Consider the following 14,145-nt stretch of genomic DNA (forward strand, 5'->3'; position numbering starts at 1 on the left):
ATAAAATAAAAAACTTTTTTCTGTTTTCTGCCCTTTGACGAAATACTGGGCAAACTAAATAAAAAGTTCGAGAATTGATCTGGGTTCTATTTGACAATTATTTCTAGGTTTACTATAATTACAGTAACAACTTTGCGGTAGAATGAAAGTTGTTACTGGCGTTTTGGATTGTTTTTTTCAGAAAATACTCAAAATTTGATAGAAAAGAGGGATGAGGAGAGATGCCAAAGGTTGAAATTAAAAATCTATATAAAATATTTGGTGCTACCCCCAAAAAGATGATTCCGCTCTTGCAGCAGGGTGAAAACAAGGAATCTGTTTTAAAAAAAAGCAAGCATCATGTTGGTGTAAATAATGCTTCTTTTTCAGTAGAGGAAGGCGAGATCTTTGTCGTCATGGGCCTTTCTGGAAGCGGAAAATCCACTTTGATTCGTTGCTTGAACCGGCTGATCGAGCCAACAGACGGGCAGGTATTAATTGATGGACAAGATATCGCGGCATATGATGCAGAACGCTTAAGAGAAGTTCGCAGAAAGAAAATTGCCATGGTGTTTCAAAATTTTGCTCTTCTGCCTCATCGCACCGTGGCTGACAATGTGGCTTTCGGTTTAGAGATTCAAAAGGTGGACGAACAAGAGCGCCGGGCAAAAGCGCTTGAAATGCTTGAAGTTGTGGGTCTGAAAGGCTATGAGAATGCATATCCTTCTCAGCTTTCTGGCGGTATGCAGCAAAGAGTAGGGTTGGCGCGGGCTTTGGCAACATCTCCTGACGTTTTGCTGATGGACGAGGCCTTCAGTGCGCTGGATCCCCTGATTCGCAAGGGAATGCAGAATGAGCTGATCAGTCTGCAAAGAAAATTAAAGAAAACTATTATTTTTATTACCCATGATTTGGATGAGGCTTTGAAGCTGGGGGATCGCATTGCGATTATGAAAGACGGCGTCATTGTGCAAATCGGCACGCCGGAAGAAATTTTAAGCAAGCCGGCTGACGATTATGTGAAGGAATTTGTGCAGGGCGTGAATCGCAGCAAGGTAATGACGGCCAGCTCTATTATGAGCGACGCAGACACGGTTACCACAGTAACCGGCGGCGCCAGAGTTGCGGTGCGTCAGATGAAAGAAGCGGCAATTTCCAGCCTTTTTGTCACGAATAAGCAGGGGGAACTTTTGGGCATTGTTACTATTGATGATGCGACCCGGCTGATTCGCGAAGGAAAAGAGGATTTGGCCGAGATTTTGGATCGGGGCATCTGCACCGTTAATCCAGATACTTTAATTGAAGAAATAGCTCCCCTGTTTTTGAACACCCGGTACCCTGTGGCAGTTACCGATGAGGATAACAAACTTTTGGGTATTATATTTAAGGTGTCGGTTCTGGCGGGCATTGTAGGGGAGGGCAACGCGGATGTATAGATTACCGATTGGCGATTATGTGGAACGTGCGATTGACTGGCTTACCGTCAATTTAGCTCCCTTCTTTAATGGGATTAAAGAAGGACTTTCCGGGATTATCGGCGGATTTGAATTTGTATTTAATGGAATTCCTTTTTACATTATGATTGCGCTGTTTGCGCTTTTGGCCTGGCGTGTTGCCGGCCGGGGAACAGGAATCTTTACCATAGTGGGACTTTTGCTGATTGTTTCTATGAATTTGTGGACACAGACAATGGAAACTTTGGCTTTGGTGGTCACTTCCACTTTCATTGCATTGTTATTGGGGCTTCCCCTTGGCATTTGGATGTCGCGCAGCGACAAGGCCAACAATGCTATCCGGCCTGTTTTAGACTTTATGCAGACCATGCCGGCTTTTGTTTATTTGATTCCTGCGGTATACTTTTTTGATTTGGGAGAAGTTCCGGGAGCGGTGGCAACCGTTATCTTTGCGATGCCTCCTGTGGTGCGCCTGACCAGCCTGGGAATTCGTCAGGTTCCCTTGGATGTGGTCGAAGCATCCAGAGCCTTCGGTTCCACTTCTGGCCAGCTGCTGTGGAAAGTGCAGATTCCCATGGCAATGCCCACTATTTTAGCCGGGCTGAACCAAACGATTCTGCTTTCCTTGTCTATGGTGGTTATCTCAGCCATGATCGGTGCCGGCGGGCTGGGCAATGTGGTTCTGCAAGGGATTACGCAGATGAAGATGGGCCAGGGATTTGAAGGCGGCCTTGCCGTTGTCATTTTGGCTATGGTGATTGACCGTATCACTCAAAGTTTGGGGAAAGGAAATCGGAAGAGTTTATTCTCTATTCTTTTTAAGAAGGGAAGGACCGAATAATGATACGATTTCAAGGGAAAGTCAAAAAAGCATTGGCTCTCGGCCTTAGCTTGGTGATGATAACCGGGGCGATGGGCGGCTGTGGCCAGCCGCAAAACGAAAAGGTTAAAACTGTAAAACTGGGGTATGTGAACTGGGCAGAAGGAATTGCCATGACAAATCTGGCGGCCGCAGTGCTGCAAGATGACATGGGTTACCGTGTGGAAACCGCCATGGTAGATGTTGCCCCGCTGTTCACCTCGCTGGTTGCTGGGAACACAGATGCATTTATGGACGTGTGGCTTCCGGTAACTCATGAGGACTATATGAATAAATATGGCGATCAGTTAGAAGATTTGGGCGTCAATTATGAAAATGCGATGATTGGCCTTACCGTTCCCGCTTATGTACCTATTAACAGCGTAGAAGAACTGAAAGATAACAAAGAAATGTTCAACGGTGAAATTGTCGGCATTGATTCCGGAGCAGTGGTCATGAGGGAGACAGAACGGTTGATTTCGGAATACGATCTGGATTATAAGCTTCTGTCAGGCAGCGGCCCCACCATGACGGCGGCATTGAAAAAAGCCATTGATGCAAAGGAACCGATTGTGGTGCTGGGTTGGAAGCCCCATTGGAAATTTTCTCGTTGGGATTTAAAAGTGTTAGAAGATCCAAAGAATATTTATGGAACCTCAGAGAATATTCACACCATGGCAAGAAAAGGGTTTTCAAACGATATGCCGGATGTAGCGGCATTTTTGACAAACTTTAAACTGGATGAGCAGCAGTTGGGGAGTTTGATGGACGCCATTGAAAATGGCAGCGATCCCTTGGAAGCAGCCCGAAAGTGGAGCAAAGACAATGCAGAGCTGGTGAAAAGCTGGCTTCCAAATGCAGAAATAGAAAACACGAAGAAAACGGAGGACAAACCATGAAGAGAATATTAGCGCTGGGACTAAGTGTGTTGCTCTTGGCAGGGGCAATGGCTGGCTGCGGCCAGACCGGAAAAGGCTCAAAAACCGTAAAACTGGGGTATGTGAACTGGGCAGAGGGAATTGCCATGACGAATCTGGCAGCCGCTGTGATGGAAGATGAAATGGGTTACAAAGTGGAATTGACCATGGCAGACGTAGCCCCGGTGTTCACCTCGGTAGCCAGCGGGAATACCGATGCATTTATGGATGCCTGGCTTCCCATTACTCATGAAGATTATATGAATAAATATGGAGATAAACTGGACGATTTGGGAATCAATTATGATAACGCACGGCTTGGGCTGGCGGTTCCCAGTTATGTTCCGGTAAACAGTGTTGAAGAACTTAACGCGAACAAAAACTTGTTCAACGGTGAAATCATCGGCATTGATTCCGGAGCGGGACTGATGCGGGTAACAGAACAGGCTATTTCGGAATACGGTTTGGATTATAAGCTTTTGCCGGGTAGCGGCCCCACCATGACAGCTGCCTTGCAGAAAGCCATTAACGCCAACGAGCCGATTGTGGTAACCGCTTGGAAACCCCACTGGAAATTCTCCCGTTGGGATTTAAAGATGCTGGAAGATCCGAAAGAAATCTTCGGTGCAGCAGAGGACATTCATACCGTGGCCAGAAAAGGTCTTGCTGAGGATATGCCGGACGTGGCGGAATTCCTGACCAATTTTAGAATGGATGAGCAGGAGCTTGGCAGCCTGATGGATGCCATTGAAAATGATGGCGGCGAGCCGTTGGATGTGGCCAGAAAATGGGCCAAAGACAACGCAGAGCTGGTGCAGAACTGGCTGCCGGAAAAAGCGGAATCATAAAATCGAAACATGTATTAAAAAAGGCTCTTCGCATTGGCGAAGGGCCTTTTTAATAGAATAATATTCATCAATAAAAGGATATAACGGCATCTGCCGAAAAATTGCTCTTACAGGAATAAGTCCCGTTCTCCGGCTTCCATGCGGGCGATATTGGTGCGCACCACACGCTGTACCCGGGGGTTTTCAATTTTCTCAATCTCAGATTCCAGCAGCTTGCGGCCCATTTCCAAAAGCTCTGGATCTCCATAATCCAGCATGTATTCCAAAAGAGTCATCAAAGCATTGGGGGTGCACACATATTGAATGGCGCCGCTTTTTGCCAGCTGCATAAAACGGTCGCCGGTGCGCCCCTGACGGTAACAGGCGGTGCAGTAGCTGGGGATATAGCCGTTTCCAATCAGCGTCTTAATCACTTCCAGCGGCCGGCGTTCGTCCGAAAGCTGGAACTGGCCCGATACCGCAGCCTGGGGTGCTTCGTCCTCTTCTTTATAGCCGCCGATTTCGGTGTTGGAGCCGGCACTGATTTGAGAGACACCGTAACGGAGCACCTCATCCCGCATTTGTGCGGATTCGCGGGTGGACATAATGATGCCGGTATAGGGAACCGCAATCCTTAGAATTGCCACCAGATGTTTAAAGGTGTCGTCGTCCACCAAATGAGGGAAATCCTTCAGGGTCATGCCTTCTGCCTGCTTTAAGCGGGGCATCGAGATGGTGTGGAAGCCCACGCCGAATTTTTCTTCCAGATGAGCATTGTGCATCATCAGACCCAGCACTTCATATTTGGCGTCATACAGACCAAACAGAACGCCGGCGCCCACATCCTCAATCCCGGCCTCCATGGCACGGTCAAAGGAACCCAAGTGATATTGGTAATCGCCTTTGCGACAGTTGGGGTGCATCCGGTCATAAGTGGGTTTATGATAGGTTTCTTGAAACAGAATGTAAGTGCCGATGCCCTTTTCGTGCAGCATACGGTATTCTTCCACTGTGGTGGCCGCTATGTTTACATTGACCCGGCGAATACTGCCGTTGTCCAGCTTGGTTTCATAGATGGCATCCAGTGCTTCTAAAATATAGTTGATATCGCAGTTGACGGGATCTTCCCCGGCTTCCAGTGCCAGACGCTTGTGCCCCATACGCTCTAATACCCGGACTTCCTGCTGAATTTCTTCTCGGGTCAGGCGGCGGCGCTTCATTTGGTTGCACCGCTGAAAGCCGCAGTATACGCAGCTGTTTACGCAGTAGTTGGACACATAAAGAGGCGCAAACAAGACAATTCGGTTTCCGTAAATTTTTCGTTTGATTTCACCGGCTACACGATAAATACGATCCAGCAGTTCCGGTTCCGTTACATGCAGCAGCAAAGCAATGTCCAGATAGCTCAGCTGTTTGCCCTCTTCGGCACGGCGTACGGCTTCTTCTTTTTCAGCAGTGCTGCTGGCAGATGCCTGCGCCAACAGGTCCTCAATCAGCTTGTGATCAATTTGCATAAGACACTCTCCTATCCTTATGGTCCCCCCGGTCCACCGTTAAGGTGTATCCGGTCCGTTCAACACGGCCCTGGATGCAGAAACGGCATTCTGCCGCTTCGTCGCCGGTACAGATCTTATTGTCATAAAGCAAGTATTTTTTTCTTACATCCACCGGGGAAAGGTTTGGCATTACCACGTTTGCCCCGGCTTTCAGTACTTTTTCGCGGCCCAGAGGATCCAGTGTTCCCACTGCGGTGGTGGCGGGCAGCAAAACCGCCGGCAGCATAACCCGCAGCATTGCCACCATCAAAATCGTTTGCTCCAGCGTGCCGGCAGAGTAGCTGCCAAAAGGCGTATCCTTTTGGGGGATAAAAGGGCCGATGCCCACCATGTGGGGTTGCAGTTCTTTTAAGAACAACAGATCATCCGCAAGACATTCCGGGGTCTGAAAAGGGGAACCCACCATAAAGCCCGCCCCAACTTGATAGCCGATTTCCCGCAGATCCCAAAGACATCGCCGGCGATTGTCCCAGAGCATCTCTTTTGGGTGCAGCTGGCGGTAATGAATGTCGTTAGCGGTTTCGTGGCGCAGCAAATAACGCTCTGCCCCGGCATCATACAGCCGCTGATACGATTCCCGGCTTCGTTCCCCCAAAGACAGCGTAATGGCGCAGTCCGGGAAAGCGGTGCGAATGGAATGGACAATGCGCTCTAATCGGTCATCGGTAAAATAGGGATCCTCTCCGCCTTGAAGCACAAAGGTGCGGTATCCCAGCTGCCACCCCAACTGACAGCATTCCAGAATCTGCTCTTGGATCAGGCGGTAGCGCTCCGCATTGTGATTATCTTTGCGGATGCCGCAGTAATAACAGTTGTTTTTGCAGTAGTTGGTGAATTCAATCAGGCCCCGGGTGTACACATCGCGGCCGTAACTGAGAAGGCGCAGGCGGTTGGATTCTTCAATCAATTCCTGCCGCTCTGTGCCGCCGTTTTTCCGGATGAAGTCTGCCAGTTCCTCTCGGGTCATTCGATTTAGATCACGCATGGCAAAATTCCTCCTGTTTTTGGATTTCCGGTATCGGCTGCAACACTCGATCTAAAATTCCGGTGACATAGGCGATCAGCACGCCATAATTGACAATGGGCACCTGACAGTTTTGCGCCTGCTCAATGCGGTGCAGCATTTCGGTTCGGTTGATCATACAGGCACCGCAATGCACCACCAGTGCATATTCGCGCAGATCTTTGGTATAGGTCAGGCCGGAACAGAATTCAAATTCCAACTGTTTGCCGGTTTTTTCCCGAAGCCACCGGGGAATTTTCACCTTCCCGATGTCGTCCTCTTGCCGGTGGTGGGTGCAGGCTTCCGCAATTAAAATGCGGTCATTGTCCTTGAGGCGGGCAATGGCACGGGCTCCTGCTGCCAGTTCCTGCAAATCTCCTTTGGCCCGGGCAAACAGAATGGAAAAAGAGGTAAGCGGAATGGCCGAGGGCAGCAGATTTGCCACTTCTTTAAATACCTGAGAATCCGTAATGACCAAAGCGGGTGGGTGAGCCAAAGCTGCCAATGCTTGGGGAATTTCTTTTGGCTGCACCACCAGCGCGGGGGCTCCCAATTCCAATAAAGCGCGCAAAACCTGTTGCTGGGGCAAAATCAAACGCCCTTTGGGTGCAGAAGCATCAATGGGGGTAACCAGCAGTACCACGTCACCGGGCATCACCAGACCGTCCAGAAGTCCCGGAGCCTTTGCTCCCGGTTTTGCATGGGACAAGTTTTCGATGAGCTGTAACATTCCCTGCCCGATTTGGGCAGAAACCGCCACGGCGTTTTGCGGGGGCGGTGCGCTGCCGGGCAAATCGGTTTTGTTCCAGACCAAAATGACCGGAAGCCCGCGTTGGCGCAATTGCTCTAAAAAGGATTCTTCCGATTTGTCCAGTCCGGTTCCGGCGTCTGCCACATAAAGGACGATATCGGTTCGGCCCAGAACTTCTAAGGATTTTTCCTTTCGCAAATCGCCCAAATCCCCGGTGTCATCTAGGCCGGCCGTGTCAATCAGCACACAAGGGCCAAGGGGAAACAGTTCCATGCTTTTGTAAACGGGATCTGTGGTTGTTCCCTTTTGATCGGACACAATCGCTGTGTTTTGCCCGGTCAAAGCGTTAATCAGGCTGGATTTCCCGGCGTTGCGCTTTCCAAACAGGGCGATGTGGGTGCGAACTCCTCTGGGGCTAAGCTCCATTCAGGAAACCTCCTTTTTGGAAATAGAAGTTTTGACGGTCACATAATTTAACCTGCCCAGCTTTCCGGTCAGGCTGTTGATTTCATCGGTGGTGCTGACAACCACTAAGGACACAACGGCCATGTTTTCTTCTGGCATCGGAATTCCCATGCGGCCTTTGACGATTCCCTGAAAGGAGGAAATCACCTGATTGAATTCCTTCTGACACAAGTTGGGCTGTTCTAAAATGGCGCTGATAACGGCAACTCGGTTCATTTAAAAATCCTCCTGTAAATAAAAAAAGCCTTTCCAAATTCGGAAAGGCTCTGATTGCAGAAAAAGGCATAATACAACCGGCGGCAAACCGAAGAATCGGGTGAGCCGCATGTTTCCTTTCAGATCAGCAATGCTTTTCCGTCAGATAAAAATAGAATGCTTGCAGACGCACTTTCGCAAAGAATAATCTCTGTGAAAATGAAAGTCTGTGGCTTCATTATAAAGGGAAACAGAAACCTTGTCAACCGCTTCACAATCCCGGTTTCGCATGAAAAATGGCGCTGATTCCGGCAAATGATTTTTACTGGCTCGTTTGTTGCAAAGCACCTTCATTTTATCTTTAAACTTTAAAAAATGTTTTTCAAAAACACTTGTGATTTTCGATTAAAAGGGATCAAAACAGCACGAAATTGATATACTGAATGTATTTTTATAGTTAAGGATACTGTTTGTTTATTTATTTTTGATCAATTGCAATGGTTTGTTTGCGTATTCTTTGATACCGTGTTTGATGAAGTGTCTGCCAAATTCTTGAAATGCTGAGAAAGCACTGAAAACACCCGGCACAAATGTTGCAAAATTCCTCTAGAAAAAGAACGGAAAAGTTTACCCGAGTATGATTTCTTAAAAGCCCAAAGTGGTGAGAAACGGAATTGGGGGTATAAGAAAAAACGGGTAAATAGAACTCGAAACAAAATTAGTCTGAAAAGATAGCGCGCGTTTTGCTTACTGTTTTGTGAAAAGGTTAATTGCATGCAATTTTCACGAATCTATCTTTCATATTATTTTTAGGAATTCCAGTGAAAACATTGACAGTTACGAAATGAACAAATAAAATAAATGAAAAAGGAGGAATACTCATGGAAAAGATAAGGATTGCAATTGTAGGGTACGGCAATATTGGAAAATATGCACTGGAAGCTGTTTTGGCGGCTGAAGATATGGAACTTGCAGGTGTTGTTCGCAGAAATGCCAGCAACGAAATGCCCAAAGAACTCGGCGGAATCACGGTCACAGAAGATATTACAAAGCTGGGAAAGGTGGATGTTGCCTTGCTTTGCACACCCACACGCAGCGTACAGGAATATGCAGAAAAATACCTGGCATTGGGTATCAATACAGTTGACAGCTTTGATATTCATACATCCATTGTAGATTTAAGAAAAACTCTGGATCAAAAAGCAAAAGAAGCTGGACGAGTTTCGGTTCTTTCTGCCGGGTGGGACCCGGGAAGTGACTCGGTAGTGCGCACCTTGATGCAGGCTTGCGCCCCCAAAGGGATTACCTACACCAATTTTGGCCCCGGCATGAGCATGGGCCACACTGTGGCAGCCAAGGCGGTTAAGGGGGTAAAAGGCGCTTTGTCCATGACTATCCCGCTGGGAACCGGTGTTCACAGAAGAATGGTGTATGTGGAATTGGAAGAGGGAGCCAGCATTGACACGGTGAGCAAGGCAATCAAAAGTGATGATTATTTTGCCCACGATGAAACTCATGTGATTCAGGTTCCGGATATCAAAGCCGTAATTGACCGCGGCCATGGCGTTCATATGATTCGCAAGGGTGTTTCCGGCACAACAGATAATCAGATTTTTGAGTACAATATGACCATTAACAATCCGGCGCTGACTTCTCAGGTGATGGTGGCATGTGCCAGAGCATCCATGAAGCAGCAGCCCGGCGCTTATACCATGATCGAGATTCCGGTGATCGACTTGCTGCCCGGCAGCCGTGAATCCCTGATTGCTGCGTTGGTATAATTTGATTTTTTGCCAAGTTTAAAATTTAGACGGATGCCTTTTTGTATGGAGAAAGAAAGGAGATTGCCTGTGGGTAATGTCCTTTCTTTTTTTTATTCAAAAAATCTTGTGCCATAAAACTGGTAACAAATCTTGCTAGCAGTCTTTCTTTTCTTTGCAAAATGCACATCTCTTTTTGCTAAAATAAAAAAAGAACAGCAAAGATTCCCATAATTATGCAAAAGAAGCCTTGATGGAAGGAAAGATGTTATGTTATACTAACAAAAACACAAAGTTAGTTATAACTAACTTTTGCGGCGTGTTTATGAAACAAAACGAAATCTGAGGGAAATGGGTTGAGAGGAATTAAAAAATATGTGGGTATTGAATGAGGAGAATAAAACCCCGCTTTATGCCCAATTGTATCGGCAGATTAAAGCGGATATTTTAAGCGGGAAGCTGAAACCCGGAACAAAACTGAAATCCAGCCGGGCGGTATCGGCGGAATTTCGCATCAGCAGAAATACGGTGGAGCTGGCCTATAACCAGCTGTTTGCAGAGGGCTTTATTATCAGCCAGCCGCGAAAAGGTTATTATGTGGATGCACAGAATATTCACCCGTTTTTACAGTGTGAAGCGGTAAGTCCTCAGCAGGAATTAAAGGTGTCTGAACCTGAAATTCTTTATGATTTTCAGCGAGGCAGACTTCTTTTGTCTGATCTTCCCTGCAGCCGGTGGCAAAGGCTGCTGAATCGGTGTTTTCAGGATAATAAAGAAGCTCTTGCTTTGAAAAAATCAGTTTTTGGCGAACTGGGGCTTCGGACAGAAATTCAAAAACAGCTTCATAATTACCGGAATGTAACGTGCAAGGTAGAGCAGATTGTTGTGACCACGGGAACACAGTTTTGCCTGGATTTGATCTGCCGGCTTTTACATTCCATTCATACAGGGGCAGAGATTGCCATGGAAGAACCGGGCGACGATCAGTCTCGAATTACACTGCAAAACCATGGTTTTTTCCCTTATCCGATGGGGGTGGATTCTCAGGGGGCGATGGCCAAATCTTTGACGGGAACCAATGTAACGGCGGCTTATGTAACCCCGTCGCATCAATTCCCCACCGGGACTGTGATGTCGTTGTCCCGGCGAAATGAATTCGCCCAATGGGCTGTTCGCAAAAATACATTTTTAATTGAAGACGATCACAACTGCCACTTTCAACATGGCCACAAGCCGCTGCCGTCCATTCAGTCCCTTTGCCCGGATCGGGTTTTTTACATCGGCGGATTTTCTGATATCTTGTTTCCTTGTGTGAATGTTTCTTATCTGGTAGTGCCCGAGCCTTTGCTGGACACACTGCACCAGTGGATCGATCACCATGCACCCTTTGTGCCTTTTCTCACGCAAAAACCATTGGAGCTGTTTTTAAAAGAAGGGTACTGGGAAAGTCATTTGAGAAAAATGCGGAAAATTCAAACAGCCAAATGTGAAAGTCTGTTGAGCGCGTTAAAAAATAAATTTGGGGACAGTATCTCCATTTCCGGTTTTCAGTCCGGGTTGCATCTGCTGATTCAGGCCAGGTGGCCGGCTTCTGAAGAGGAACTGATTCATCAGGCCCGGCTAGCCGGTGTGGGGGTGTATCCCACTTCACAATATTGGTTTTATCCCGTGAAATATGAGTATGGAACAGTGCTTTTAAATTATGGGGGAATTCCGCTGGAAGAGATTTCTGTTGCGGTGGATTTGCTTTATCAGGCTTGGCGCGGGGACAAAAGCAGATAGAGAAAAAACTGGCTCTATAAAACCGTTTCAGGCTGGTTCTTGTGCCCTTGGCTTCGGCTCCTTAAAATGTTTTTATGGGCGGGTGCGTTTCTTTGCCCAAATACATTCTAAGGGATTGGTCGTGATGCGATTATCATTGGCGCCAATGGGCGAATTGTTGCAAGTGAAAGCAATTTGGCTGGATGAATCTGCACAAGAGGGGCTGGAACAAGCCGGCATTACAGTGGATAGTAAGGTTTATATTGTACACAAAACTTACGGTGACGCCCTGATTCTAGGGGTGGGGGAACGCCGAGTTGCCGTTGGTGAGGAACTGGCCCGAAAAATTATTGTGGAATCCGATTCTTCGACGCAGGACTGCTGCCAAATGTCTTTTGGAATTACTTTGAGAAAGCGGTTTGGCCTTTTTTAGAATTTTTAGGGGCAGGAAGGAAGAAACTGGAACCATAGAGAATTTTGAAACTGGCTCTTGCGCTTGAAGTTAGAAATGACTAACATAAATGTGTTGTACAGTAGTGCCCAAAGGGCAAATGACTTTGGGCTTGGTTATCTATGGAGAAAGGAGGGAATGAAGGTGCGTAAAATATTTGCTGCCCTTGCGCTGACGCTGGCTTTGTTCAGTACGATCTCTATTCCTGCATTTGCCGCCTCTTATGAAACATGGAATCAGATTGTGGATGAGATGGAAGTGATTGCGGACGAGTCCTACGAAATTTATTTGTCAGGGGATGCACAAGCCGCAAAAAATAAAGTGGACGAGGCATACTTCGGCTACTATGAAAAGCTGGGATTTGAAAAAACGGTAATGGCATACATCTCCGGAAACCGTGCGGCTACGGTGGAATACCAGTTTAGCTATGTGAAGAAGGCGATGACGTCCCAAAGCCCCAAAGAAGAAGTTCGTGCCTCTTTGGATGAGCTTGTAAAGCTGCTCAGGGAGGATGCAAACCAGCTTGATGGCAAAGAAGAAAGCGCCGTTGGCGTATTTCTGGCTTCGCTCCTTATCATAACCAGAGAAGGCTTTGAGGCGATTATCATTGTGGGTGCGATTATTGCCTATCTGGTGAAAAGCGGGAATCAGGATAAAACCCGTGCGGTTTATTGGGGGTCTCTGATAGCTCTTGGCGCCAGCGTTATCATGGCGTTTATTCTGAACAGCCTTACGGCTGCCAGTGGCGCAAACCAAGAGATTATTGAAGGTGTCACTATGCTGATTGCTGTGGTAGTTCTGTTTTATGTCAGCAACTGGATGGTATCAAAAGCGGAGGTGGAAGCCTGGACGGGCTACATAGAGGGAAAAGTGCAGAGCTCTTTAACAAAGGGCAGTGTGTTTTCTTTGGCCTTTGCGGCGTTTTTGGCAGTATTCCGTGAAGGTGCTGAAACAATTTTGTTCTATCAGGCACTTTTGGCGGGCACCCAAACCTATTTCAATATGGTTTGGCTGGGCCTTGGAATCGGCTGCGCCTTGTTGGTTGTCATCTATTTGGTCATTCGCTTCATGAGCATTAAACTGCCGCTGAAGCCGTTCTTCCTTGGCACCAGCATTTTGCTGTTTGTCATGTCCATTTCCTTTGTGGGTTCCGGTATCAAAGAGCTTCAGGAAGGCAACATGATTGGCGTTACGCCGGTATCGGGAATTGCCTCAATTGATATTCTGGGGATTTATCCCACCATGGAAACACTGATTCCGCAGGCTATTTTGCTTCTGCTGACCATCGCCACATTTGTGATTCAGATTCGCAAGTGGCGCTTGGCGCGGGCTGTGGCCGCTGCAAACGGATCCGACCATCTGCCAAAAGCGGATTAAGAATCCGAATGATTGGGGTTAACCGCCGTAATTGTGGTTTTTATTTACGGTGTAAAACAATGATTTATATTACAGGAGGTTTTTATCAATGAAACTCAAAAGAACATCTGTCTTTCTTCTTGCCATGGCAATGGCGCTGTCGGTAGGCTTTACCGGCTGCTCTTCCAATACCACCGAAACCGCTTCTGACAAGCCCGCTGAAACCAGCGAAAGCGCAGATGGCGGTGCAGTAGGCCCCGGCGGCGTGGCCGGCTTTGAAGAGTTCCCCATCGGTGACGATATCGAGCTCGGGCCGCTGAACGTAGCCGGTGTGTACTTCCAGCCTGTAGACATGGAGCCTGCCGGCGGCAGCTTGCCTGCAGCTGAGTCGGACATGCATCTGGAAGCAGACATTTCTGCTCTGCAGAATGACTTGGGCTATGGCGTGGGTAACTTTGTTCCTTATTTGACTGTAAAGTATCAGTTGGTAAAAGAGGACGGCTCCATTATTGAAGGAAACTTCATGCCCATGAGTGCCAGCGACGGCCCTCACTACGGCGCTAACGTCAAGTTTGGCGAGGCTGGTACTTACAAGGTGCGTTTCATCATTGAAAACCCCGAAGCACAGGGCTACCTGCTGCACGTGGATCAGGAAACAGGCGTTCCCGGCAAGTTCTGGAGCGAGCCTCTGGTAGCAGAGTGGGACTTTGATTATGTTCCCAGAGTATGGTAATTCGATAATACATTAATCTTTTACTGGTAAGATACGCGTCATGACCGAATCGCGCGCAGGCGCGGTTATGGTTCATGA

13 protein-coding genes are annotated in these 14,145 nt (G+C 47.6%); 9 read left to right on the top strand and 4 right to left on the bottom strand.

Annotation, left to right across the window (positions count from 1 at the left end; all coding sequences use genetic code 11):
• Nucleotides 1–221 precede the first annotated feature (221 nt).
• Genes C1A02_RS11395 through C1A02_RS11410 form a run of 4 tightly spaced genes read left to right on the top strand, consistent with a single transcriptional unit; the run spans nt 222 to nt 4,057 of the window.
• Nucleotides 222–1,415, top strand: a complete 1,194-nt coding sequence (locus C1A02_RS11395; protein WP_101698362.1) for a quaternary amine ABC transporter ATP-binding protein — start codon at nt 222–224, stop codon at nt 1,413–1,415.
• On the top strand, nt 1,408–2,274 hold the full coding sequence (locus C1A02_RS11400; RefSeq protein ID WP_101698363.1) for an ABC transporter permease: 867 nt from the start codon (nt 1,408–1,410) through the stop codon (nt 2,272–2,274). The genes C1A02_RS11395 and C1A02_RS11400 overlap by 8 nt, the downstream gene beginning before the upstream one ends.
• Nucleotides 2,274–3,191 (top strand): glycine betaine ABC transporter substrate-binding protein, encoded by a 918-nt coding sequence (locus tag C1A02_RS11405; RefSeq protein ID WP_101698364.1) that lies wholly within the window; start codon nt 2,274–2,276, stop codon nt 3,189–3,191. Before C1A02_RS11400 ends, C1A02_RS11405 begins: the two co-directional genes overlap by 1 nt.
• Nucleotides 3,188–4,057 carry a glycine betaine ABC transporter substrate-binding protein gene (locus C1A02_RS11410; RefSeq protein WP_101698365.1) on the top strand — a complete coding sequence of 290 codons (870 nt, stop codon included), beginning with the start codon at nt 3,188–3,190 and terminating at the stop codon, nt 4,055–4,057. Before C1A02_RS11405 ends, C1A02_RS11410 begins: the two co-directional genes overlap by 4 nt.
• Before the next feature lie 107 nt (nt 4,058–4,164).
• On the opposite strand, the gene hydG is transcribed toward C1A02_RS11410, so the two are convergent.
• Genes hydG through C1A02_RS11430 form a run of 4 tightly spaced genes read right to left on the bottom strand, consistent with a single transcriptional unit; the run spans nt 4,165 to nt 8,027 of the window.
• Entirely contained in the window at nt 4,165–5,550 is a 1,386-nt protein-coding gene (gene hydG, locus C1A02_RS11415) for a [FeFe] hydrogenase H-cluster radical SAM maturase HydG (protein WP_101698366.1), read from the bottom strand.
• On the bottom strand, nt 5,540–6,577 hold the full coding sequence (hydE, locus tag C1A02_RS11420) for a [FeFe] hydrogenase H-cluster radical SAM maturase HydE (protein WP_101698367.1): 1,038 nt from the start codon (nt 6,575–6,577) through the stop codon (nt 5,540–5,542). Before hydE ends, hydG begins: the two co-directional genes overlap by 11 nt.
• Nucleotides 6,570–7,772, bottom strand: a complete 1,203-nt coding sequence (hydF, locus tag C1A02_RS11425; protein WP_101698368.1) for a [FeFe] hydrogenase H-cluster maturation GTPase HydF — start codon at nt 7,770–7,772, stop codon at nt 6,570–6,572. The genes hydE and hydF overlap by 8 nt, the downstream gene beginning before the upstream one ends.
• Entirely contained in the window at nt 7,773–8,027 is a 255-nt protein-coding gene (locus C1A02_RS11430) for a TM1266 family iron-only hydrogenase system putative regulator (RefSeq protein WP_101698369.1), read from the bottom strand.
• An 860-nt stretch (nt 8,028–8,887) separates the two neighbouring features.
• Between C1A02_RS11430 and C1A02_RS11440 the strand changes: the two genes are divergently transcribed.
• From C1A02_RS11440 to C1A02_RS11460, 5 genes are all read left to right on the top strand, one after another.
• Entirely contained in the window at nt 8,888–9,787 is a 900-nt protein-coding gene (locus tag C1A02_RS11440) for a diaminopimelate dehydrogenase (RefSeq protein ID WP_101698371.1), read from the top strand.
• 354 nt (nt 9,788–10,141) lie between these two features.
• On the top strand, nt 10,142–11,548 hold the full coding sequence (gene pdxR / locus C1A02_RS11445) for a MocR-like pyridoxine biosynthesis transcription factor PdxR (RefSeq protein ID WP_101698372.1): 1,407 nt from the start codon (nt 10,142–10,144) through the stop codon (nt 11,546–11,548).
• Between the two features lie 124 nt (nt 11,549–11,672).
• Entirely contained in the window at nt 11,673–11,960 is a 288-nt protein-coding gene (locus tag C1A02_RS13545) for a FeoA family protein (RefSeq protein WP_164997199.1), read from the top strand.
• Nucleotides 11,961–12,122: 162 nt separating this feature from the next.
• On the top strand, nt 12,123–13,355 hold the full coding sequence (locus tag C1A02_RS11455; RefSeq protein ID WP_207204905.1) for an FTR1 family iron permease: 1,233 nt from the start codon (nt 12,123–12,125) through the stop codon (nt 13,353–13,355).
• 88 nt (nt 13,356–13,443) lie between these two features.
• Entirely contained in the window at nt 13,444–14,067 is a 624-nt protein-coding gene (locus tag C1A02_RS11460; RefSeq protein ID WP_101698375.1) for an iron transporter, read from the top strand.
• Nucleotides 14,068–14,145: the final 78 nt, after the last annotated feature.

Source organism: Clostridium minihomine (genome assembly GCF_900240385.1).
In the GTDB taxonomy this organism is placed as follows: Bacteria; Bacillota; Clostridia; order Oscillospirales; family Acutalibacteraceae; genus Faecalispora; species Faecalispora minihomine.